The sequence below is a fragment of the Rhizobium sp. Leaf311 genome (assembly GCF_001423445.1).
Lineage (GTDB): Bacteria > Pseudomonadota > Alphaproteobacteria > Rhizobiales > Rhizobiaceae > Agrobacterium.
This window is the reverse complement of sequence record NZ_LMNZ01000001.1, coordinates 735,599-759,568: the sequence shown is the minus strand read 5'-3', so window position 1 is coordinate 759,568 and position 23,970 is coordinate 735,599. Positions and strand designations below refer to the sequence as shown.

The 23,970-nt window shown below is 57.8% G+C and carries 21 protein-coding genes; 14 read left to right on the top strand and 7 right to left on the bottom strand.

Annotation, left to right across the window (positions count from 1 at the left end):
• Window positions 1-291: 291 nt before the first annotated feature.
• The 7 genes from ASF69_RS03570 (at window position 292) to ASF69_RS03540 (ending at window position 8,114) form a co-directional block, all read left to right on the top strand.
• Window positions 292-1,503: a pyrophosphate--fructose-6-phosphate 1-phosphotransferase gene (locus ASF69_RS03570; RefSeq protein WP_062585315.1), complete on the top strand. Its 1,212-nt coding sequence runs from the start codon at window positions 292-294 to the stop codon at window positions 1,501-1,503.
• 173 nt (window positions 1,504-1,676) lie between these two features.
• Window positions 1,677-2,312, top strand: coding sequence for a hypothetical protein (locus ASF69_RS03565; RefSeq protein ID WP_062585314.1), 636 nt, complete (start codon window positions 1,677-1,679; stop codon window positions 2,310-2,312).
• Between the two features lie 228 nt (window positions 2,313-2,540).
• Window positions 2,541-3,665 carry a lytic transglycosylase domain-containing protein gene (locus ASF69_RS03560; RefSeq protein WP_062585312.1) on the top strand — a complete coding sequence of 375 codons (1,125 nt, stop codon included), beginning with the start codon at window positions 2,541-2,543 and terminating at the stop codon, window positions 3,663-3,665.
• Window positions 3,666-3,863: 198 nt separating this feature from the next.
• Complete coding sequence (locus ASF69_RS03555) at window positions 3,864-5,114, top strand: DUF3419 family protein (protein WP_062585311.1); 1,251 nt, start codon at window positions 3,864-3,866, stop codon at window positions 5,112-5,114.
• Window positions 5,111-5,788, top strand: coding sequence for a class I SAM-dependent methyltransferase (locus tag ASF69_RS03550; RefSeq protein ID WP_062585310.1), 678 nt, complete (start codon window positions 5,111-5,113; stop codon window positions 5,786-5,788). The genes ASF69_RS03555 and ASF69_RS03550 overlap by 4 nt, the downstream gene beginning before the upstream one ends.
• A 142-nt stretch (window positions 5,789-5,930) precedes the next feature.
• Window positions 5,931-6,722, top strand: a complete 792-nt coding sequence (locus ASF69_RS03545; protein WP_062585309.1) for a GH25 family lysozyme — start codon at window positions 5,931-5,933, stop codon at window positions 6,720-6,722.
• A gap of 165 nt (window positions 6,723-6,887) precedes the next feature.
• On the top strand, window positions 6,888-8,114 hold the full coding sequence (locus ASF69_RS03540) for a lytic murein transglycosylase (protein ID WP_062585307.1): 1,227 nt from the start codon (window positions 6,888-6,890) through the stop codon (window positions 8,112-8,114).
• A gap of 432 nt (window positions 8,115-8,546) precedes the next feature.
• Here the strand turns inward: ASF69_RS03540 and metF are convergent, their stop codons facing one another.
• From metF to ettA, 4 genes are all read right to left on the bottom strand, one after another.
• Window positions 8,547-9,443: a methylenetetrahydrofolate reductase [NAD(P)H] gene (gene metF / locus ASF69_RS03530; RefSeq protein ID WP_062585303.1), complete on the bottom strand. Its 897-nt coding sequence runs from the start codon at window positions 9,441-9,443 to the stop codon at window positions 8,547-8,549.
• A 1-nt stretch (window position 9,444) separates the two neighbouring features.
• On the bottom strand, window positions 9,445-10,458 hold the full coding sequence (locus tag ASF69_RS03525; RefSeq protein ID WP_062585301.1) for a metalloregulator ArsR/SmtB family transcription factor: 1,014 nt from the start codon (window positions 10,456-10,458) through the stop codon (window positions 9,445-9,447).
• A gap of 252 nt (window positions 10,459-10,710) precedes the next feature.
• Complete coding sequence (locus tag ASF69_RS03520; RefSeq protein WP_062585299.1) at window positions 10,711-12,972, bottom strand: methyl-accepting chemotaxis protein; 2,262 nt, start codon at window positions 12,970-12,972, stop codon at window positions 10,711-10,713.
• Window positions 12,973-13,402: 430 nt separating this feature from the next.
• Window positions 13,403-15,052: an energy-dependent translational throttle protein EttA gene (gene ettA / locus ASF69_RS03515; RefSeq protein WP_062585297.1), complete on the bottom strand. Its 1,650-nt coding sequence runs from the start codon at window positions 15,050-15,052 to the stop codon at window positions 13,403-13,405.
• 104 nt (window positions 15,053-15,156) lie between these two features.
• Between ettA and ASF69_RS03510 the strand changes: the two genes are divergently transcribed.
• From ASF69_RS03510 to ASF69_RS03485, 6 genes are all read left to right on the top strand, one after another.
• Window positions 15,157-16,098 carry an alpha/beta hydrolase gene (locus ASF69_RS03510; RefSeq protein WP_062585295.1) on the top strand — a complete coding sequence of 314 codons (942 nt, stop codon included), beginning with the start codon at window positions 15,157-15,159 and terminating at the stop codon, window positions 16,096-16,098.
• Window positions 16,099-16,151: 53 nt separating this feature from the next.
• Window positions 16,152-16,475, top strand: coding sequence for a type II toxin-antitoxin system RelE/ParE family toxin (locus ASF69_RS03505; RefSeq protein ID WP_062585294.1), 324 nt, complete (start codon window positions 16,152-16,154; stop codon window positions 16,473-16,475).
• 11 nt (window positions 16,476-16,486) lie between these two features.
• Entirely contained in the window at window positions 16,487-16,798 is a 312-nt protein-coding gene (locus ASF69_RS03500) for a hypothetical protein (RefSeq protein WP_062585292.1), read from the top strand.
• Between the two features lie 102 nt (window positions 16,799-16,900).
• Entirely contained in the window at window positions 16,901-18,106 is a 1,206-nt protein-coding gene (locus ASF69_RS03495; protein WP_062585290.1) for a CaiB/BaiF CoA-transferase family protein, read from the top strand.
• A complete protein-coding gene (locus ASF69_RS03490) occupies window positions 18,103-19,755 on the top strand; it encodes a thiamine pyrophosphate-binding protein (RefSeq protein WP_062585288.1) in 1,653 nt (550 codons plus the stop codon). The genes ASF69_RS03495 and ASF69_RS03490 overlap by 4 nt, the downstream gene beginning before the upstream one ends.
• A gap of 64 nt (window positions 19,756-19,819) precedes the next feature.
• On the top strand, window positions 19,820-20,569 hold the full coding sequence (locus ASF69_RS03485) for a pyridoxamine 5'-phosphate oxidase family protein (protein ID WP_062585286.1): 750 nt from the start codon (window positions 19,820-19,822) through the stop codon (window positions 20,567-20,569).
• A gap of 116 nt (window positions 20,570-20,685) precedes the next feature.
• On the opposite strand, the gene ASF69_RS03480 is transcribed toward ASF69_RS03485, so the two are convergent.
• From ASF69_RS03480 to ASF69_RS03470, 3 genes are all read right to left on the bottom strand, one after another.
• Window positions 20,686-21,027 carry a RidA family protein gene (locus tag ASF69_RS03480; protein ID WP_062450148.1) on the bottom strand — a complete coding sequence of 114 codons (342 nt, stop codon included), beginning with the start codon at window positions 21,025-21,027 and terminating at the stop codon, window positions 20,686-20,688.
• A 45-nt stretch (window positions 21,028-21,072) separates the two neighbouring features.
• Window positions 21,073-21,411 (bottom strand): TIGR01244 family sulfur transferase, encoded by a 339-nt coding sequence (locus ASF69_RS03475; RefSeq protein WP_062585667.1) that lies wholly within the window; start codon window positions 21,409-21,411, stop codon window positions 21,073-21,075.
• A gap of 122 nt (window positions 21,412-21,533) precedes the next feature.
• Entirely contained in the window at window positions 21,534-22,382 is an 849-nt protein-coding gene (locus ASF69_RS03470; RefSeq protein ID WP_062585284.1) for an aldose 1-epimerase family protein, read from the bottom strand.
• Window positions 22,383-22,537: 155 nt separating this feature from the next.
• Between ASF69_RS03470 and ASF69_RS03465 the strand changes: the two genes are divergently transcribed.
• On the top strand, window positions 22,538-23,959 hold the full coding sequence (locus ASF69_RS03465) for a L,D-transpeptidase (protein ID WP_062585665.1): 1,422 nt from the start codon (window positions 22,538-22,540) through the stop codon (window positions 23,957-23,959).
• The last annotated feature ends 11 nt before the right edge of the window (window positions 23,960-23,970 follow it).

Here is a 23,970-nt window from a genome sequence, read left to right as displayed (position 1 = left end):
TTGCAATATACATAAAGGTCGCATGTCATTAACTTTTATTCATCTTCGAATGAGATTTGCACACATCGACAGCCGCTGCCGCCTGCCCTTTCAGAACGGTTTTCCACAGGCTCGCAATGCCGGGAAGATCGCATGAGCGATTGAAACGATTATATCGCCCAACTCGTTCAATCGCTTTGAAAATTGGCGCGAAATGCCCGAATTTCTTGAGAAATTCACTTTACATGCCACATTCTCTCACGCATCCATTTGCCACCACCACATCTGGAATGAACACGAAGGAGAGCCACGATGGCTAAACAGAAAGTCGCAATGTTGACCGCAGGCGGTCTCGCGCCCTGCCTCTCTTCCGCCGTGGGCGGATTGATCGAACGTTACAGCGACATTGCGCCTGACATCGACATCGTGGCTTATCGCTCGGGCTATCAGGGCGTGCTTTTGGGCGATAGCGTTGAAATCACCGCCGCCATGCGTGAGAAAGCGCCCCTTCTGCATCGTTATGGCGGATCTCCAATCGGCAACAGCCGCGTGAAATTGACCAACGCAGCCGATTGCGCCAAGCGCGGCCTGGTCAAGGAAGGCCAGAACCCGCTTCAGGTGGCAGCAGATCGTCTGGCAAAGGACGGCGTCACCATTCTTCACACTATCGGTGGGGATGACACCAATACGACAGCAGCGGATCTTGCCGCCTATTTGGGTGCAAATGGCTATGATCTGACGGTTGTCGGTCTTCCCAAGACCGTCGACAATGACGTCGTTCCGATCAAGCAGTCTCTGGGCGCCTGGACGGCAGCCGAGGTCGGTGCGAACTTCTTCGACAATGTCAGCAACGAGCAAAGCGCTGCGCCAAAGACCTTCGTTATCCATGAGGTCATGGGCCGCCATTGCGGCTGGCTGACCGCCGCTACCGCCCGCGCTTACATCCAGAAGACCAAGGGCAATGAATATGTCGAGGGCCTGCTGATGGGCGAGCAGCTCAAGAGCATCGACGGGCTTTATTTGCCTGAAATGGCCTTCGACATCCATGCCGAAGCCGAGCGCCTCAAGAAGATCATGGACAAGACCGGTTTTGTCACACTCTTCGTTTCCGAAGGCGCAGGCCTTGATTCCATCGTTGCCGAGCGAGAAGCTGCAGGCGACACGATCAAGCGCGACGCATTCGGGCACGTCAAGATCGACACGATCAATGTCGGCGGCTGGTTCCAGAAGCAATTTGCCGGCCTTATCGGTGCCGAGCGGACCATGGTGCAGAAGTCCGGTTATTATGCCCGCTCCGCACCGGCCAATGGCGAGGATCTGCGACTCATTCAGAGCATGGTTGATCTGGCCGTGGAAAGCGCACTGAATAAGGTATCCGGCGTTACCGGCCATGACGAGGATCAGGGCGGCAAGCTGCGCACCATCGAGTTCCCGCGCATCAAGGGCGGAAAGCATTTCGACCTCTCGGCCAAGTGGTTCGGTGAGGTCATGGATCATATCGGCCAGCCCTACAAGGCAGCGTAACCTTAAAACGGTTACGCATCTTTGTGCCGCAATATCGGGCTAAGCCTGCAGACTGTGGCGCAAACACACCGCTCTCGACGTTATGAACACAAGACCCAGAAATCCGTTTCGGTTTCTGGGTCGATGCTGTAAGTTCAAAGAAAATGAAGTCGGGAGGGCAAGGAGGAACGCATATGTCCGCACAAGTCTGGCTAGTGTTTTGCATAGCCTGTGCCGTACTTTTCGCGCTGCCCTCGCCTATCTCCTTCAAAGTTGCGAGCTATTCCTCCATACGTGGCAAGAAAGCTCTGGTCGCTGCCGTCATGGGCGCGACATCAGGCATTGTCACAACGGTCACCGCCGCATCCATCATCGTGGCGGGCGCGGAGTTTCTTCCCTCTGCCGTTCTGTATATTGCCCAATGGGCGGGCACGGGATGGCTCATGCTTTTCAGTCTGTGGACGATTGCTACCCCTGCGGCCCGCGAGGCCAATGCCGACAACGACAATCTCCGCGGCAGGAATTTCGGCAGCACATTTTCCGATTGCTTCAGTGTCGCCTCCCTTCGACTGCGCTATTTCGGCTTTTTCGTTGCCTTCCTCATACAGTTTGTGAACGGCACGCGTGACGTCGTTGAAATGGTATCGCAGATGCAGGCTGTTGTGCTGCTGATCGCTTTTGCAAGCCTCACCGCTCAAGCCGTCTTCGCTCAGGTTACGCTGTCGTCCGTGCGGCGCATGTCCACCAGCAAAAAGCAGCGCAATCCGAAGAGAACGCACTTCATTGCTGGCCGCGCGGTTACCGCTGGATACAGACGGATCGCCGCCTGAAAACCCACAGCTTCTGCTATCGCGGTGAATGTCAAATTTACCATCCTATCTCGTTGTTTCTAAAGGCATGAGGCGAGCTTGGTCGGCTCCTCACGTCTGCCGACGTGCGGCAGCAACAAGTCGCCGCTTGCCGGAATCCTTACGATAGGTTAATGATCGCCGGATAGGGACTGCCTGCTTCGCTTGAAACGGGGGTAACGAGCGACAGGCGCACTCAAGGGCGGCAGCATGAAATTTCCTGGCAGTTCTCGCCGAACATCGGCTCTACTTGTGTCATCAACCATGGGCCTTGCACTGAGCTTGGCGGGGTGCACAAGCGTCGAAGTCGCATCAAAAGCCGATATTCAACAGCCGAAACTCGCTGCCACAACCCAACCATCTCCCGACGTGACCGCCACGCCAACACAGACCCCTGCAACAGCGAACTCCGGTGAAGCCACGGCCGCCCAAACTGCCCAAATCGCAGCAACGCAAGCTGGCACAGCCGCCGCCCCTGCTGGCGCAACCGTCTCACCGGCAGGCGCAACCGTGGCATCGACCGCTACAGCAGCACAGGTTGCTGGCCCGACCATGGCTTCGGCAGTTGCCGTCAAGGGTGGGCGTGTAGCCCTTCCCCCCGCTTCCGAGATTGCGGCCGCAGCAGCTGCTGCCGCCATTGACGCACAGATACAGCCCCAGGCGCCCGCCCAGCAGGTTGCGCTTGCAGCGCCAGCCGCCACGGCACCGGCAGTCGCCGCTGTGGCCCACCAGACAAGCACCTCTGCGGCAGCACTTCCGCAGGTCGTTGCGTTGAAGGGCGGGTTCCCGCCAGCACCAAGCGCACCGGGCACCCCTTCGGCAGCACCCATTCCGCTGACCGAAGAAATGATGAAGCAGCAAAGCGTAATCCCGGTTCCAAAACCGCAGGGTGCCATGCTTGCCTATGCATCCGCTCCGCAAAACGCAGCCCTTGCTGCGATCAGCACCCGCGAAGGCATCACCACCGATGGTTCGGTCATGGCTGGCCGTCAGAAGCTGAGCGGACTGATTACCAAATATGCGACGATGTATGATGTGCCGGAAGATCTGGTCCACCGTGTCGTGCAGCGCGAAAGCCGCTACAATCCCGGCGCATTCAATGGCGGTCACTTCGGCCTGATGCAGATCAAGCATGCAACCGCCCGCTCCATGGGCTTCGATGGCCCCGCATCCGGCCTTTTCGATGCCGAAACCAATCTGAAATATGCGGTGAAGTATCTGCGCGGCGCCTGGCTGGTGGCGGACAACAACCGTGACAATGCGGTTCGCCTTTATGCGCGTGGCTACTACTACGACGCAAAGCGCCGTGGAATGCTGCACGTCCTTCGCAAGTAAGCGGCACTCCAACTCGCTTCACCATCCCGGTTCTGGTTTAATTCTGGCGCGATCAGAGCCTTGATTGTGCTCAGACGTGTGTGTGCCTGCTCCCAGCCGGAGCCGTTATGACGGCAAGATGAAGCCGCCGTTAACCCGTCATCAAACTGTTGCGTCATGCCGGTAAACGCCTCTCAACCGAACGAGAGGTGGAATCATATGACGGGTGTCGCGCCGAAAACCGGTTTCAGTAAAAACCTTAAACTCAAGAACGCGCTGCTTCAGCACAAGGCCCTGTCCACAAGCGGCATGTCCGAGCGTCTGTTCGGCGTTTTGTTTTCGGGTCTGGTCTATCCGCAAATCTGGGAAGATCCGGATGTCGACATGCAGGCGATGGAACTGCGGGACGGGCACAGCATCGTCACCATCGGTTCGGGTGGCTGCAATGTTCTGGCCTATCTTTCCCGCAACCCGGCGCGGATTGACGTTGTGGACCTCAACCCGCACCACATCGCCCTCAACAAGCTGAAACTCGCCGCCTTCCGTCACCTGCCAAATCATGGCGATGTTGTCCGACAGTTCGGTGTGGCCAATGTACGCTCCAACAGCGATGGCTATGACCGCTTCATCGCGCCGCACCTCGATCCGCAGACGCGTGCCTACTGGTCAAAGCGCACGTTGACAGGACGTCGCCGCATCTCCGTGTTCAATCGCAATATTTACCGCACAGGGCTTCTGGGCCGCTTCATCGGCGCTGGCCATGCTCTGGCCCGCCTGCACGGCGTCAAGCTTCAGGAGATGGCCAAGACGCGTTCGCTGGACGAGCAGCGCCAGTTCTTTGACCAGAAGGTTGCGCCGCTGTTCGACAAGCCAATGATTCGCTGGCTTACGAAGCGCAAGAGCTCGCTTTTCGGTCTTGGCATCCCTCCCCGGCAATATGACGAACTCGCCAGCCTTTCGGATGGCAACACCATCGCGCCGGTGCTGCGCCAGCGCCTTGAAAAGCTCGCCTGCGACTTTCCGCTCAAGGATAATTACTTCGCATGGCAGGCTTTTGCGCGTCGCTACCCGCAGGCTCAGGAAGGCAATCTGCCCGACTACCTGCGCAATGATTACTACCAGGCCATTCGTGACAATGCCTCGCGGGTCCACGTTCATCACGCCACCTTCACGGAACTTCTGGCTGCCAAGCCCGCATCGAGCGTCGATCGTTACGTTCTGCTCGATGCGCAGGACTGGATGAGCGATACGCAGATCAATGAACTCTGGTCGCAGATCAGCCGCACGGCAGCACCCGACGCACGCGTGATTTTCCGCACAGCCGCAGAAAAGAGCGTGATCGAAGGCCGTCTCTCGCCCGACATCCGCGCCCAGTGGTGCTATCTGGCGGAACGGTCGCAAGAGCTGAATGCCCGCGATCGCTCTGCGATCTATGGCGGCTTCCATATTTACCAGAGGGCACAGGCATGAAGAGCATCGGCGAGAATATCGGCCTCGGCGATACCGGCCACGCGAACCTGATGGACCGCATGTATCGCCACCAGCGGCATATCTACGACATCACGCGCAAATATTACCTGCTGGGACGTGACACGACCATCGACAGGCTCGATGTACCGACGGGCGGCAGCCTGCTGGAAGTGGGCTGCGGCACGGGGCGCAATCTTCTGCGCGCCTCAAAGCTCTTTCCAACCGCCAAGCTCTACGGCCTCGACATTTCATCCGAGATGCTGACCACGGCAGCCGAAAACTTCGCAGGCCATCGCGAGCGGCCTGTTCTCCGCGTTTCCGACGCTACAACCTTCCGCCTTAGCGAATTTGGCCGCGCCGAAGGCTTCGACAGGGTCATGATTTCCTATGCCGTATCGATGATACCGGATTGGGAAAAGGCGGTGGAACGCGCCATCCTCTCGCTGGCGCCGGGAGGCTCGTTGCACATCGTTGATTTCGGCCAACAGGAAGAGCTGCCTCGCTGGTTCCGCACCATGCTACAGGCATGGCTGGCGAAGTTTCACGTCACGCCGCGCGCCAACATGAAGTATGTGCTACAGGCCCTGGCTGGCAGCTATAATGCCTCACTGGAATTCCAGCCGATCGCCCGAGGCTATGCCTGGCGGGCGGTTCTGACCCTGCCGAAAGTCTAGAGCCGACGCCCCAGCCGCTGCACCAATGAATTTCCGTAGGCCTATTGCCATAACGGCTTGTTTACCCTGTTATGGTAAACAGGAGATTACGCCGCTTCGTCATGTCTGGAGCGGGGACGTCATTCATTTCACTGGGATCAACATGCAGCGGCTACTTCCGGCACTCTTTTCGACCGTTCTGTTGTTGAGCGGCTGCACATCCACCAGCTACGATTTTCTTGAAACCGCGTCCGTCGCCAAGCCTCGCTTCAAGGACAACGACCCGCAGGATTTCGGCACGCGCTCTCCCCACAAGCACGACGTTCATGGCATCGACGTGTCCAAGTGGAATGGCGATATCGACTGGCCGACTGTTCGCAAATCCGGTGTGTCCTTTGCCTTCATCAAGGCAACGGAAGGAACGGATCGCGTCGATTCGCGCTTCGATGAATATTGGCGGCAGGCAGCGGCGGCGGGCGTGCCGCACGCGCCCTACCATTTCTACTATTTCTGCGCACCGGCAGATGCCCAGGCCGACTGGTTCATTCGTAATGTCCCGAAGGAATCGATGAAGCTGCCGCCGGTGCTGGATGTTGAATGGAACCCTGCCTCCCCCACCTGTAAGACACGCCCCGCGCCGGATGTCGTGCGTGCGGAAATCCAGCGTTTCCTCAGCCGCATCGAAACGCATTATGGCAAGCGACCGATCATCTACACCAGCGTCGATTTCCACCGTGACAATCTGGTCGGTCAGTTCAAGAGCTACAATTTCTGGGTTCGATCCGTCGCTGCTCACCCGGCGCAGATCTATAGCGATCGTCAGTGGGCGTTCTGGCAGTATACCGGCACCGGCGTCGTTCCCGGCATCGGCACGCCGACAGATATCAACGTTTTTGCCGGCACGGAAAAGAACTGGCGCAGCTGGGTTGCATCGGCCGGCTCGCCGAAAGGCTGAGGCTCGTTCAGGGCTTGATTTTTCCTTGAAATCCGGCAGATGTGCTGCGAAATAATCGCTCGCCTTTGGAAACAAACGGACTGGTTACGCTTTTCCCACGTCTGCCCACGCTTCCGCCACAAAGCTTGCGGAACGCAGGGTCATTCGTTCATTTGAGGAATTCTGATGCTCAGCTTCTCGACACGCAGCTTCGCACTCGCTGCCACCCTTTTCACTTTGTCTTGCGGATCCGCATTGGCCGTAACGCCCATGCCTTCACCGGATGAGCCGAAGCAGGTTGCCTGCGGTGGTGACCTTGCAAGCTTCCTCGAAGGCGTAAAAACTGAAGCTGTCGGCAAGGGTATCTCTGCCGACGCCGTGGACAAGGCGCTCTCCGGCGCGCAGATCGACCAGAAGGTTCTCTCCCGCGACCGCGCGCAGGGCGTCTTCCGCCAGACTTTCCTGGAATTTTCCCAGCGCACAGTCAGCCAGGGCCGCCTCGATCTGGGCCGCAAGAAGCTGCAGGAATATTCTGCCGCCTTCAAGCGTGCGGAAGACGAGTTTGGTGTACCCGCAGGCGTGATCGCTGCCTTCTGGGCGATGGAGACGGATTTCGGCGCCGTTCAGGGTGATTTCAACACCCGCAACGCGCTTGTAACGCTTGCGCATGATTGCCGCCGCCCGGAACTGTTTCGTCCGCAGCTCATTGCCCTGACGGAAATGGTTCAGCACGGCGATCTCGATCCTGCAACCAACACCGGCGCCTGGGCTGGCGAAATCGGCCAGGTGCAGATGCTGCCGAAGGATATCATCGCTTTCGGCGTTGATGGTGATGGTGATGGCCACATCAACGTCAAGTCCAGCGCACCGGACGCTATCCTCACGGCAGCCAAGTTCATCCAGCATCTCGGCTTCAAAAAGGGCGAGCCCTGGATTCAGGAAGTCTCCGTTCCTGAAAATCTGCCATGGGAAAAGTCGGGCCTTGGCGGCACGATGACAGCTGGTGACTGGTTCAACCTTGGCGTTGCCCCACGTGACGGCAACAAGAACTTTGCCACCCTGCCCGCAGCCCTCATCATGCCGCAAGGCCGCAAGGGTCCAACCTTCATCACCTACCCCAACTTCAATATCTATCTGGAATGGAACCAGTCCTTCATCTACACGACGTCCGCTGCCTATTTCGCCACACGCTTCATGGGCGCTCCGGTCTACAACAAGGGGAACCCCGATCCGGGCCTCGATGATGCGGCCATGAAGGAGCTTCAGGCAAAGCTCGATGCCAAGACGCATGATGTCGGCAAGATCGACGGCATCCTCGGATCAGGCACACGCATCGCCGTTCAGCGAGAACAGCAGCGCCTCGGCCTGCCAGCAGATGGCTGGCCAACACGTGAACTGCTGGACGCCCTGTAAGACTCGCAATCACAGCCTTTGCATCAAAATGACAGAACGGCCGTGGCATTAACCACGGCCGTTTACTTTTTTTTACGTTTTGCACCGAGCGTTTCAAAGTGTAATATAAGTTGTTTTTCAAAGCCTTGATGCCAAAGCATCGGAAATCATTGCCCTTTTCGTTTGCAGCGCAATATAAAATTCGCTTTTCATGAGACACAAAACGGTCATAATGATTACTGTCAACGAATGGAGGCAGAGCATGGGACTTACAAATTCTCTTAATGCCTTGGCAGTGGGTGTGGCGTTTGCGTTCGTCGGAGTGATGCTTTTCATCTGACGCGCATTGGGTATCGCGAACATCCAAACGAGTTGATCTTCATAAGCCATTAAAAAAGCGCAGGTCTCGTAACCTGCGCTTTTTCCATTCTCATATGCCAGCAATCGTCAGCTTCAAGCAGCCGATTTGCGTGCCGGCCTGTACCCAACATTTTCCAGCACGGCGTTGACGAGCGCAGAGCGGTTCATCGTATATAGGTGAAATTCATTGACGCCGCGCTTCTGCAAATCGGCAATCTGCTCTGCTGCGACATCCGCAGCAATCCTCGCACGCGCGACGGGATCTTCATCGGCGCCAGCGAAACGCTCATCCAGGAACGCCGGAATGCTTGTGCCGCAACGCCCTGCAAAACGCTTCAACTGCGTAAGGTTCTGGATCGGCATGATGCCGGGCACCACGGGGATCGTAATCCCTGCCTTGGTGACGCGCTCCATGTAGCGTTCGAAAATATCGTTGTCGAAGAAGAACTGCGTCAGGGCGCGAGTGGCGCCATTGTCCGCCTTGCGCTTGAGCATATCAATATCGACGGCAAGGCTTTCGCTCTGCGGGTGTTTTTCGGGATAGGCGGATACGGAAATTTCGAAGTCCGCGATTTCGCGTAGTCCACGCACGAGGGCAGCAGCATTTTCATAGCCTTTGGGGTGTGGCTTGTAATCCGTGCCAATACCAGTCGAAGGATCGCCTCTCAGTGCCACGAAGTGCTTGACGCCCGCCTCGCGCAATTCGCGCACTACATCGTGCACTTCCTGCTTGCTGGCATCAACGCAGGTCAGGTGCGATGCGGTCGGCAGTTGCGCCACGGAAATCATGCGCTCGACGGCCTGCAAGGTAGGCGCCTTGGTCGTTCCGCCTGCGCCATAGGTCACCGAAACGAAATCCGGGTTCCAGCGCGAGAGTTCCTCGACCGTTTCCCAAAGCTGGACGTCCATGTCAGGATTCTTGGGCGGAAAGAATTCAAAGGAAAGCTTGAAGTTTCCCGTTGTGTGATGGCCTGCCTCGGTTGTCGTCATATTATGCCCTCCCAGCGGATAGAAGCGGTGCCTCAATCGGCTCCTCGCCGGCGATCAGCAGGCGTGGATCGCGTGCGACCCAAATTGTTACGTCAAGCGACTGGGCGGATGCGTTGCCGGAGTGCAGATCGACTGCCTGTTCCGGATTGAGTCCTGCCTTTTTCAGCCACTCTTCCATGGTTTGATGCGAGAAGCCCAATCGAACATGGGCGTGCTCCTCGCGTAGATATTCAAGCGAATGTGGCGCCAGATCGATCACCACAAGACGGCCATTGGGGCGCAACATGCGCGCAGCCTCGGCAAGAGCCATCTCCGGCTGGTCAAGGAAATGCAGAACCTGATGGACGACCACCAGATCGAAATCCTGCCCTTCCAGAGGCAGGTTCAGGATATCGCCATGGCGCACGGATGCGTGGGCAACGCCAGCCTTGTCCAGATTGGCGCGCGCAACGGCAAGCATGTCACGGCTGGCATCGACACCGATGGCGCGGCGATAGATGCCGCTCAGCAACTGAAGAATTCGGCCCGTTCCCGTTCCGAGATCCAGCATCGAATCCACCGGAGTGGTGCCGATAAGCTTCAACAACGCGCCTTCGACGGCATCATCGCTGACATGCAGACGGCGAAGTTCATCCCAGGCAGAGGCGTTGCGGCTGAAATAGTCCTGTGCGCGCTCGGCACGCACACGCTTGACGCCAGACAGGCGCTCATAGTCACGCAGTAACACGGCATCTGTCGAAGACGCCACGGACAGAAGCTGTTTTATGACCTCTGCGCCCTTGCCATCCTGCTTCAAACGGAAGTATGCCCAGGCACCCTCCTGATATCGATCGATCAGGTCTTCCTCGGCCAGAAGTTTTAAATGGCGGGAAATGCGAGGTTGGGATTGGCCGAGAATTTCGGTGAGATCCGTCACCGTCAGGTCACCCGCAGACAAAAGAGCAAGCAGACGGAACCGCGTCGGCTCACCCGCCGCTTTTAACAGCCCCACAAGATTATCGAGCCCTAGAGCCAACACCACACCTCAATCCAATCAACATATAAAGATATCTTTATACGATTGAGCTGGATATGCAAGATGGGCTGCAGAGATGTTGAGAGAAAAACAACACCTGCATTTCTCAATATGAGCCAAAGTGCAGCAAGAAGGACCCTTGTCTACGGCAATTATGTGCGATGACGTACACTATCCGACGCGACGTGATAACCGCTGCGTCGGACAATCTGCTTGCCAAGGGCGAGAACCCGCCAAATGAGCGGATATGACCTAGAACTCCTGCCAATCCGCCGAGACGGCCACGGCCGCGTTGCCGCGCGCCACCGGAGCAGCACGCCTTGCTGGGGCGGAAGACGAATGATGGGGTACCGGGCGGTTGGTTTCCGCTATGCTCCCCTTCGAGCTACCAAGCTGGAAATGCGACAGAACCGCGTTAAGTCCAGCGCTTTCCTGGGCAAGCGACGCACCCGCGGCGTTCATTTCCTCCACCATGGCGGCATTCTGTTGTGTGGCCTGGTCCATGTGGTTCACCGCCGTATTCACCTCCGCGAGACCGGAAGACTGCTCCTGCGCAGCGGTGGCGATGGCATCCATGTGCGAATTGACGATCTGCACCAGTTTCTCGATTTCCGTGAGCCCCTCGCCTGTTTCGTCCACCAGCTTCACGCCTTCGGAAACTGCTGCCTCCGAATTGCTGATCAGCGCCTTGATCTCCTTGGCCGCATTGGCTGAACGCTGCGCCAGCTCACGCACCTCCTGCGCAACAACCGCAAAGCCCTTGCCCGCCTCCCCCGCACGGGCCGCTTCAACGCCAGCGTTCAATGCAAGAAGGTTCGTCTGGAAAGCAATCTCATCAATGACGGAGATGATCTGTGTGATCTGTCGTGAAGCACCCTCGATACGCTCCATTGCGGCGACCGCATTGCGAACCACCACACCGGATTGGTCAGCCCGTGACCGCGCATCACGCACGATGTCGCGCGCTTCGGCGGTGCGCTTCGAAGTAGCGACGACGTTCGACGTGATCTCCTCCAAAGCCGCCGCGGTCTGCTCCAGAGAAGCCGCCTGCTGCTCGGTGCGCTTGGCCAAGTTGTCGGAGGCACTCGAAATCTCATGAGACCCGCTAGCCACCGTCGAAACGGAGCGGTCCACACTCAGCAATGTTTCACGCAGCTGGCGCACCGAGGTGTTGAAGTCCGAGCGAAGCGCCTCGAACTGCGCTGTCATTGGCATTTCGATCTCGCACAGCATATCACCTGCAGCGAGCCGACGAAGATTAGCTGCGAAGGTACGGGTCGTCTCGTCAAGCCGCGCTTCGGCTTCCGCTTCCGCGCGCTTCTGCATTTCCACCCGCTCGGCTTCTGCACGAATGCGCGCCTCACCGCTCTCCGCCTCAAGCTGCGCGTTGCGCACTGCAGCCTGACGGAAGATCTCGACAGACTGCGCCATGTTGCCAATCTCGTCCCGGCGCTCCGTATAGGGAATGGCGCTCTCACGATCACCCTCCGCAAGGCTCGTCATTCGCAGCGAAATCGACCGGATCGCAGAGGAAAGAGTGCGCGCTACGGAAACAGAAACCACAATTGCGAAAGCGGCAAACAGGCCGAGCAAAATAAGCAGTAACGTCAATTGCCGCCAGGCAGCATCCAGCTTCTTTTGAGCCATCATTTTCAGATTTTCGGCCGTATCTCTCAACAATCCACCGACATAGTCGCGGCGTTTGACCATCGCCGCGCTCCACGCATCCAGGTCACCCGGCGCCACGGTTGTGGTCACGTTCGCATCCATCGCACTAAAGCTCTTCTGAATATGGAGGCCCTCAGGCCCCTGCCAGAACGCATCATAGAGGCTGACAATCGATGGCGGATTGAGCTCGCGTAGAATTTTGCTTTGCTGACGGGCGGGCGCCATGCTGTTGGCATAACGCATCACTTCATCATGTGTGAGCGTTCCCTTCTTCCAATATTGCTGACCAATACGATTGGCGACCAGGTGTCCATCATTGACCTGCAGGAAGGCGTAATAACCCTGAATGCCACGCGCCAGCTCCAGATCGGCCACGAGGTTGGCCGCGCGTCCGGCGATGTCCAGTCCTGCCGCAGACATCGGTTGAAGATATTTCAGAGGCAGCATGGGATCACTTTCCCCGGCATCGACCTTGGCGCGGAATTCAGAAAGACGAGCAAAACGCTCATCCAGTGCCGCCTTGATTTGCGCGAGTGTGGCATCGTTATAACCGGCCTCAACTGTCGCCTGATAGGCATCGACAACGGTCCGATAGGCCTCGTTGGAGGCTTGCCGCATCGCTGGACGGCGCTCGGGCGGGGCCGCGCCCTCCAGCGGCATCGCCAGCTGCAACTCTCCGCCAGAACGCGCCAGCCGCTCCAGTGTCACGGCATTCGCGGTTAAAATGTAGCTGGAATATGCGTTCCAGCTCAGCATCGCTCCGAACAGAACAGCCGCAAGCAATGGAACGATGACCAGCACGCTCAACAAGGCGCGAAAAGAAATACTGCTGAAAAATTTTGACATCGATCCCCCCGATGAATGTCGTCATGACGTTTGGACTGCGCCAAACGCATGGAATTACAAGTAAAAATGAATTTTTTACGACAGAATCCAGATACTCTTGCCCACCCTCCACCCTCTGAAAGAAAGGCTCAAAATCGAATTTAAATAACCATGAAATAGTAAACAAAGAGATTGCTTTATCTCAAAACTACACAAGAGCGGAAGATTTAGGACGCTTAATCTATCTCGCCAATCTCGTCCTCTCGGCTAGAAGAGACTGTCGAATTGTCTATCTCGCCCCGCGCCCGCCGCCCATTGCTTCGATAGATTTACCGCATTACTCCGGAGTTCCGATTATTGATAATTATCAATCAGTATAATCCTGCGCAAAAGAAAAGCCGCCGCATCAATTTGATGCGGCGGCTTCTTGATTGCAGTTATTCCCGGCAGATTAGCGTGTCAGGCGCTTATATGCCTGGCTGCCCGGGTTGAGGGCATCGGCGCCGAGACGGCGGATCTTGTCCTGTTCGTAATCCTCGAAGTTTCCTTCGAACCACTCCACATGACCATCACCTTCAAAGGCAAGGATATGCGTGGCAAGACGGTCAAGGAACATGCGATCGTGGCTGATGATGATCGCGCAGCCGGCAAAGTTTTCCAGCGCCGTTTCCAGTGCGCCGAGCGTTTCGGTATCAAGGTCGTTGGTCGGTTCGTCGAGGAGCAGAACGTTGCCGCCCGCCTTCAGCATCTTTGCCAGATGGACGCGGTTACGCTGACCGCCTGAGAGGTTACCAACCTTCTGCTGCTGGTCGCCACCCTTGAAGTTGAAGGCACCGCAATAGGCGCGCGAGTTCATGTCGAACTTGCCGAGCTTGATGATTTCAGCACCGCCGGAGATTTCTTCCCAAACGGTCTTGTTGCCATCCAGTGCATCGCGGCTCTGGTCGACGTAACCGAGGTGGACCGTATCACCGACACGGATGGAGCCCGCATCCGGCTTTTCCTGACCGGTAATCATCTTGAACAGCGTGGACTTGCCCGCACCGTTCGGACCGATGATGCCGACAATACCGCCTGGCGGCAGCTTGATCGACAGATCGTTGATGAGGGTGCGGCCTTCGAAGCCCTTGGTGATTCCCTCCAGCTCGATAACGACCTGACCCAGACGCTCGGAGACCGGAATGATGATCTGCGCATCGCCGGGACGGATGTTTTCAGCGGCATCCACCAGCTGTTCGTAGGCCTTGATACGGGCCTTCGATTTCGCCTGACGGGCTTTGGGGCTGGAAGCAATCCATTCCTGCTCGCGAGACAGGGACTTCTGGCGACCGGCTTCTTCGCGGGCTTCCTGCTGCATACGCTTGGCCTTGGCCGTCAGGTAAGCAGAATAGTTGCCTTCGTAAGGAATGCCACGGCCACGGTCGAGTTCGAGAATCCAGCCGGTCACGTTGTCCAAGAAGTATCTATCGTGGGTAATCATCATCACGGCGCCGGGGTAATCGCGCAGGTGCTTTTCAAGCCATGCGATGGTTTCGGCATCAAGATGGTTGGTCGGTTCGTCGAGCAGCAAAAGATCGGGCTGCGACAGCAGAAGACGGCACAGCGCAATACGGCGGCGCTCACCACCCGACAAGACGGTTACGTCGGAATCCTTCGGCGGGCAGCGAAGTGCTTCCATCGCCATTTCGACCTGCTGCTCCAGATCCCACAGGTTCTGGCTGTCGATGATGTCCTGGAGCTTCGCGCCTTCGTCGGCGGTCTCGTCGGAGTAGTTCATCATCAATTCGTTATAGCGATCGAGAACTGCCTGCTTGTCCGCAACGCCTTCCATGACGTTCTCGAACGCGTTCTTGGCGGGATCGAGATGCGGCTCCTGTTCCAGGTAGCCAACGGTGGCGCCTTCGGCCAGCCACGCCTCACCGGAGAACTCCTTGTCCTGACCGGCAATAATGCGCAGCACGGTGGACTTACCGGCACCGTTTGGACCGAGAATACCGATCTTGGCATCCGGGTAGAAGGACAGGCTTACGTTCTCGAGTATCTTCTTGGCGCCGTAAGACTTGTTCAGCCCCGACATGTGATAGATGAATTGGCGTGCCATTGTAGCGAATGCTCCACGTCAGTTTGGGAAAGTTGCCGCTATGTAGGGTAAATGAGGCTTTGGAGCAACCTCCAACCAAGAATAAGCAAGCACCGGAGACACCGATGGACGATATCATGTTTAGTGCGATCAACCGGCTTGAAAGCCCGACAGGCGCCTCTCTCGCCTATCGGCATGAAGCCGCGAAAGGAACGCAACGCGGCGTCCTTATGATCTGCCATGGTCTTGTCGAACATGCGGGTCGCTACCGTCGCTTCGCGCAGGTGATGTCCCAACAGGGTTTCGAGGTCTATGCGCATGACCATCGCGGCCATGGCCGCACCCGGGCCGATGATGCGCCGTTGGGGCGGTTTGCATGGAAGGATGGGGCTTCGAAGGTGATGGCAGATTTGATGGCCATGCGGCACATGGCGGCAGAGCGTCACCCGGGCCTGCCCATCATTCTCTTTGGTCATTCCATGGGCGGGCTTATCGCTCTCAACACAGCGGTCAGCCACCCCGACGCATTTGACGGCCTTTCAATCTGGAACTCCAACCTCAACACCGGCTTTATGGGGCGAGTGGCGCAAGTCATTTTGAGGATCGAAAAGATGCTGAAAGGTTCGGACGTACCGAGCGGCATTCTTCCCAAAGCCACCTTCCGCATCTGGAACAGCAAGATGCCGGAAAAACGCACCTCTGCCGATTGGCTAAGCCACGACAAGGCTGCCGTCGATGCCTATGTCGAAGATCCGCTCTGCCAGTTCGAAGCCAGCGTTTCGCTCTGGCAGGATGTGTTTTATATGTCCTATCGCGGGCCCAAACTTCTGGCCCGGCTCCCACGGCACCTGCCGCTCCTGCTCGTCAGCGGAGATGAAGACGCCGCCACCAATAATGGCCGCGAAATCCGCTGGCTCGCGCAACAGTTCCGCTCCGCAGGCTTCACTGACGTCACAGACCGCATCTACCCCGGAATGCGCCACGAAACCCTGAACGAAATCGGCTGGGAAGTCCCGGCTGCGGACTTCGCAGAGTGGACGCGCAAGGTGACGGCTTCATCGATGTGAAGACATCATACTGTAAAAATCATTTGCATAATCGTTTTTAAACGAAGATAATTATGTTTGAGATCAGACATTATGTGACGATTGATGGCGCAGATCCGATTGCCTCATGGCTTGGTGATCTGCGCGACATGCAGGCCAAGATCGCCATCATCAGACGCCTCAATCGTCTGGAGCAGGGTAATTTTGGAGACTTCAAGCCTCTGCGCGACGGCGTGCATGAGCTACGCATTGATGTTGGTCCCGGATACAGGGTTTATTACGCCCGGGCGGGCAAGGTCGTCATGTTGCTGCTTTGCGGCGGAAGCAAAAAGACCCAGAACACCGATATAGACCGCGCCTGTGCATTCTGGCGGGATTGGCAAAATCGAACGGACTAAGGAGCTACTCGATGAAAGATCGCAGTCATGACGATGCCATGGCCGATGTCTTTAGAGATGACCCTGCTCTGGCAGCCGCCACTCTGGATGCAATCCTGGCGGATGGCGATCAGGGCGAGTTGATGGTTACTCTGCGGCAAATGGCCAACGCCTTTGGCGGTGTGCCTCACGTTGCGAAGCAAGCGAACCTTAACCCCACCCAGCTTTACAGAACACTTTCGGCGACAGGTAATCCGGAATTGCGGGGGCTCAGCGCCATTTTGCGGACGATGGGCCTGCGACTCGCCATCCAGCCGATTTCAGAAGGTGCCTCGCACTCTTAAGCACCCCTTGTTTCATTGCTGAAACGGAATAAGGCCATGAGATTATTTCACATGCACGCAGAAGTTAGCCCCGCTATAGATTTCTGAAAATGTGAGAAAGACATGGCAGAGATTTCCAGCAAAAAACAGCCGCCGCTTGCAGGCATTCGTGTGATTGAGCTTGCCCGCGTTCTGGCAGGCCCTTGGGCAGGTCAGATGCTGGCGGATATGGGGGCTGACGTCATCAAGGTGGAAAGCCCTGATGGCGGAGACGATACGCGCGCATGGGGGCCGCCCTTTGTGGAGAGCAAGGATGGCGATAACTTGTCCGCCGCCTATTACCACTCCACCAACCGTGGCAAACGCTCCATCACCGTCGATCTGAAAACCGACGAAGGCCGCGAGACCGTGCGCCGTCTGGTCAAGACCGCCGATGTCGTCATCGAGAATTTCAAGCGCGGCGGGCTGGAGAAATACGGGCTGGATTACCAGAGCCTGCGGGCGCTGAACCCCAAGCTCATCTATTGCTCGATTACCGGCTTTGGCCAGACCGGGCCTTACGCCGATTTCGCCGGTTATGATTACATCGTGCAAGGCATGTCCGGCTTCATGTCCATCACCGGCGAGCCGGATGGCCAGCCGATGAAGGCGGGCGTGGCGGTGGCCGATATCTTTACCGGCATCTATTCCGTCACAGCCATTCAGGCGGCACTCATCCACGCGATGCGAACGGGTCAGGGCCAGCATGTGGATATGGCGCTTCTGGATGTGCAATCGGCTGTCCTTGCCAACCAGAACATGAATTACCTCATTTCAGGCAAGGCACCGGTGCGGCTGGGCAATGCCCACCCCAATATTTCACCTTACGAGGTCGTGCCCACCGCCGATGGCTTCCTCATTCTGGCCGTTGGCAATGACGGGCAATTCCGCCGCCTGTGCAAGATCCTCGGCATCGAAACTGTTGCCGATGATGAGAGATACGCCACCAACAAGGCCCGCGTCGCCCACAAGGTCGAGGTCCGGCAGCTCGTTTCCACCGAGACGCTGAAATGGCTGAAGCGCGATCTTCTGACCGCCTGCGAAAGCAATGCCGTCCCCGCCGGGCCGATCAACTCCATCGAGGAAATGTTTGCCGATCCGCAGGTTGAGGCGCGCGGCCTGCGTGTTGATCTTGAAGCCGCCGACGGCACCGTCATTCCCGGCGTGCGCACACCCATCGTTCTGTCTGAAACACCCTTACATTATAACCGCCCGAGCCCTCGCCTTGGCGAGCATCAGCAGGAAGTGCTGGCCGAGTTGATCGAGATTGAAAGGAATTTGACGCCATGAAGAGAACCGGCGGACAATTGATTGTCGAAGCCCTGAAAGCCAATGGCGTTTCCCGCGTGGCCTGCGTGCCCGGCGAAAGCTATCTGGCGGTGCTGGATGCGCTGTACGAAAGCGGCATCGAAACCGTGGTCTGCCGCCAGGAAGGTGGCGCTGCCATGATGGCCGACACCTGGGGTCGGCTGACCGGCGAACCCGGCATCTGCATGGTCACACGCGGCCCCGGCGCCACCAATGCGTCTGCCGGTCTGCACATCGCCATGCAGGATTCCATCCCGATGATCCTGTTCATTGGTCAGGTCCAGCGCGATGCGCGTGAGCGCGAAGCCTTTCAGGAAGTCGAATATCGCCGCGCCTTTACCGAATTCGCCAAATGGGTCGGTGAAATCGATGATGCCCGCCGCATTCCCGAATTCGTAACCCGCGCCTTCGCCGTCGCCACCTCAGGCCGCCCCGGCCCCGTTGTGCTCAGCCTGCCGGAAGATATGCTGGTGGAACTGGTCGATGCAGCGGAAGCCAAGCCCTACACGCCCGTCGAAAACCACCCCGGCCCGCAGCAAATGGCAAAGCTTGCCGAGCTGCTGGCGGGTGCGCAGCGCCCCATGGTCATCCTCGGCGGCACACGCTGGACGGAACAATCCGTTGCGCAATTCAAGACCTTTGCGGAACGTTTCAAGCTGCCGGTCGGCTGCTCCTTCCGCCGCCAGATGCTGTTTGATCACCTGAGCCCGTCCTATGCGGGCGATGTCGGCATCGGCATCAATCCGGCGCTCTCAAAAGAAATCAAGCAATCGGATCTCATCATTCTGCTGGGTGGCCGCCTGTCGGAAATGCCCTCATCCGGCTATACGCTGCTCGACATACCCTACCCGTCGCAGACGCTGGTGCATGTCTTCCCGCAGGCCGAAGAGCTTGGCCGTGTCTACCGGCCAGACCTTGCCATTTGTGCCGCCCCCGGCGAATTCGTCGAAGCACTTGTCACCCTGGAAGCGCCTGAAAACCCTGTCTGGTCAGAGCGCACAGCGGCAATGCACGCGACCTATCGCACATGGTCCACCCCACCAAAGACCGGCCCCGGCCCGGTGCAGATGGGACCGATCATGGACTGGATCGAAGCCAACGTGCCGGAAGATACGATCTTCACCAATGGCGCTGGCAATTACGCCACATGGGTGCACCGCTTCCACCGCTTCCGCCGCTTCAACACGCAGTCGGCCCCCACATCCGGCTCCATGGGTTATGGCCTGCCAGCCGCAGTCGCCGCCAAGCATCTGTTTCCGCAGCGCGAAGTGGTCTGCTTTGCGGGCGATGGCTGCTTTATGATGCACGGTCAGGAATTCATCACCGCTGTGCGTTACGGCCTGCCCATCATCACCGTTCTCGTCAATAACGGCACCTATGGCACCATCCGCATGCATCAGGAGCGGGAATATCCCGGTCGCGTCAGCGCCACAGATCTCGTCAATCCGGACTTCGTGGCCTTTGCCAAGGCCTATGGCGGCCACGGCGAGATTGTGGAGAAGACGGAAGATTTCGGCCCGGCCTATGAGCGCGCCCGCGCCAGTGGCAAGCCTGCGATCATCGAGATCAAGCTCGACCCTGAGGCCATCACCCCTGCCCGCACGCTGACGCAAATTCGCGAAGGCAACTGATATCTGACAATGGAAATAGCTCTGCCATGATGTAAACCGTTCTGGCTAGAAGACGGAGAGCATCATGGCAGCAATTACCCCACGTGGCGCAAAAATCGAACCTTCCGCCGGTGCACCCTTCGAGGCCATCCGCGTGGCCCGCGATGTGCTGCACACCTGCCGCGTCGCAGGCCTTGCCACGCTCGATCCTGAAAGCGGCTACCCCTACAACACCGCCACCAACATCGCCATCGAGCCGGATGGAACGCCCTTCTTCTTCACCGCCCGCTTGGCACTCCATGCCCGCAACATCGAGGCGGATGCGCGCATCTCGCTGGTTCTGGCCGCTTTCTCCAAGGGAGACGCCCTGACGCTGCCGAGACTGACGCTTGTTGGAACAGCCGAATTGATGGGCGCTGAAGACGCGCCGCTTGCCAAGGCGCGCTATATCGCCCGCTACCCCAAGGCCAAGCTCTACCTCGCCCTGCCCGATACACAACTTTACCGCCTCACGGTGGAAGGCGTGCAGATCAATGGCGGCCCGGCCCGCAACGCCAGCAACATTACGCCAGCTGATCTACGCACCGATCTATCCGGCGCAGACGAATTGATGACAGCAGCGGAAACAGAAATCACCCGCCTCAACGCCATCAGGGGCGAAGCCTCAAAGCTCGCCGCACTGGCGGGCAAGAAAACCGGCGCATGGAAAATCACCTCGATAGACCCTGACGGCATCAACCTGACCTCGGCCAGCGATCTTGCGCGGCTTTGGTTCGATGAGCGCGTGGTTGATATGAATCAGTTTGGCAAGGCGTTGAATCAGCTTTCGAGCTGAGGGCGCCAAGGGATTGAAAATTAAGAAAGGTTTGTGGGCGTACCCCCCAGCAACATCAACACAAAACAAAAAAGCCGGCCCAAAAGGACCGGCTTTCTCATCACGATAGAAACCACTTAGATAGCGGCTGTCACAATGAACTCGACCTTGTAGTCCGGCGTAGCGAGTGCTGCTTCGCTGGTGGCGCGGGCTGGCGGGTTGGCGGGGTCGATCCAGCCTTCCCATACGGCATTCATTTCGCCGAATGTGGACATGTCGGAGAGGTAGATGATGGTCTGGAGCACCTTGGACTTGTCCGATCCGGCGAGAGCCAGAAGGCGATCGACTTCAGCCAGCGCAGACTTGCTCTGTTCGGTTACCGATGTTCCTTCGCCAACCTGGCCAGCGAGGTAAACGGTGTTGCCGTGAACGACTGCGCCGCTCATGCGCTTGCCGGGTTCGATACGCTTGATGCTCATGCTAAACTCCTGTTCATGACGTAGAATTTGGTAGTACGCCCACCTTCAGCCGCGAAGGTGGTGGGTCTTTTCGTAAATGGCTGTGGAGCGCGCGCCGGAGCGGCAATAGCCTAGCATCGGTCGCTGCAATTCGTCCAGCGCATCCACCATGCCGGTGACGGCATCAGCATCCACGCCAAACCGGCCAACCGGCACATGCGCAACGGCGATGCCCAGTTCCTGCGCGCGTTCGGCAATGTCTGCAAACAGCGGCTGGCCGTCCTCTTCACCATCCGGACGGTGGCAAACAACGGATTTGAAGCCCATCGCCTTGATCTCGTCGAGGTCGGCAACGCTGATCTGGCCGGTTACGGAATATTCGTCGTCGATACGCCTGATATCCATCTTCATACCCTCCATTCCCGACACATATGGCCCTTGAAAGCTGTGTCGTGCTTAAATCCGAAACCGGTGTAAGGGGTTAAACCCGGTGCGTCAATGATACGGCTTTCCAATTTGCTGCCGTTTCAGACAAAGCGGAAGCGCAACGCATAGGTCCGGCTTTCGCCCGGCTGGAGCATGTTGAATTCGCCCGATTTCTCGAGCTCGGCGCGGTCCACCCAGCGGTGCGATACGGGCTCTATCCCCACCACGTTGGCCGGTGCCTGCTGGTTTCGCCACATCTGCAGATAGGGCAGCGTATCGGTGCGGAATGCGACTTTCAGCGTCTTTCCGCCCACAGCAGCAATCGGGCCGAGGGACATTTCCGCCCATTCCTGCCCGCCTTCATTCTCCTGCGCAGCCTGCACGCAGAAAACGCTTCCCGGCTCATCCCCGAAGCGCCAGCCAAAACCGCCCTCCTGGAACATTGCACCGGAAAGCCGGACACCGTCATCGAGCAACCATGCACCGACATTCATGTGATACATGTGGAAGACGGGCTGCGCGTGGTCGCTGGTGTTGGTCACCCGGTCGTGCAGTTGCACTTCTCCCGTTGATCCGTCGATCCGCCATTCCCGCTCCAGAAGGGCCGTGCCCCCATCTGCCAGCGTGACTGGAACCCTTGCGGTGGCGCGCGCATTATCATCAGAGCAAACCCAATCAATGATCTCTGCCGGATGTGATGAGAAAGAACCGTGAAGCGGATATTTCTTGCCCTCGGCATTGCCAGCAATCGGTTGGGGATGACGAATGTGGTCTGGGCCACATGTAAATAGAAACCCCTCCAGGGAATGATCGATACGGGGATCACCATCGTCAGGTATGGCGCGACCGGGAGAAAGATCGACACCACCAACGACACATGCGCCGATGTCGAGGACGGATGTTTCGTCAAGGTGGATGACAGGCGAAAGCCCGGAATGGAAAGCGCGCATGGTTACTCCTCGCTGCCCTGTCGACGTAACGATCACGCAAAAGCTATCGCGACGTCAGGAAATTAAGATTGCGTTAACCCCGAATTCATCTTTTTCACAATAGGGTCAAGATTAACGTGTGTGTGTTGGGCAAGAACCCATGGGATCGCCGAATCGTGAAACTTTTTATTAACGCAGTGTTCTGCCTCGCAGTTGCGGCAACGCCCTTCATGGCTTCAACTCAAGCCAATGCACAGCAGGGGCAGGTTTACCGTGAACAGCCAATGCTCGTCTCTCCAGACGGGCGGGTGCTCGAATTCATGCCCGAAAGCGGTGACATCGTCATCAGCCGCGACCGGATGGGCCGCACTGTTTACTATGATCGTTATGGCAATCTGGTGGCAACCGAGATGCCGCGCGGGGCAACGCCACGGCGTCAGGCGCAGCAGCAGGATCCGTATCGCGATCCCTACTATAATCAGAACGAAACCTACTACCCGCCAGCACCCGGCGGCCAGTATCGCGAACCTCAGCGCGATTATGGCTACAGGGGCGATGGCAATGTGCAGGACTATCGCGAATTTAGAGGCGATGGCAGTGAACCGGACGTCTATACCGGCTCTGTCGCACGCCCGGGTGCCGTCGAAAGTGCGCCGCTGAACCAGCCGATGCCGGGCGAGAGCAGCGTTGCTGCCGTGCCGCAGCCAGACCATCTCATCGAACGCAATCAGCCCGTGACGGCGCCGGTCAACCGGTCGCGTCAGGAAATCGTCGCCTTGCAGGTCTTTCTGGATCGCGAGGGCATTTCACCGGGCGTGATCGATGGCAAGATGGGTGACAACGTCAACAAGGCGATTGCAGCCTGGCAGGAAATGACCGGCGAACGCCTGGACCCGAACAACACGGACGATATTCTCGAGCGCCTGCGCAACACCGGCGGCATGGCAATCGTTGACTATACCATCACCGCAGCGGATGCGGCTGGGCCTTACGTCGCGTCCATCCCGGATGATTATGCCGAAAAGGCACAATTGCCTGCCCTGGCATTCACCTCGACCTCGGAAGCCCTGGCAGAGCGGTTCCATATGGATGAAACCTATCTGAAGGAACTGAACCCGGGCGTCGATTTCACCGTGCCTGGCACGATCATCAAGGTTGTCAGCCCTGGCGAAGTCAAGACGGGACAGGTCGCCCGTATCGTTGCTCACAAGGGCATCAAGCAGGTCTTTGCATATGACCAGGCTGGTCTTCTGATTGCCGCCTATCCCGCGACCATCGGCTCGTCCGACACGCCATCGCCTAGCGGCACGCATACGGTGGAGCGTATCGCGCTTAATCCCGGCTATACATACAACCCCAAGATCAATTTCCAGCAGGGGCAAAACACGCAGATCCTGCAGATACCACCCGGACCGAACGGCCCTGTTGGCACTGTCTGGATTGCGCTGTCGAAGCCAACCTACGGTATTCATGGAACGCCGGAGCCCTCCAAGATCGGCAAGACCAACAGCCATGGATGCATCCGACTAACCAACTGGGATGCAACGGAACTGGCCAAGATGGTAAGGCCCGGTGTGGTCGTGGAATTTGCCGAATAAGCAGGTTTGGA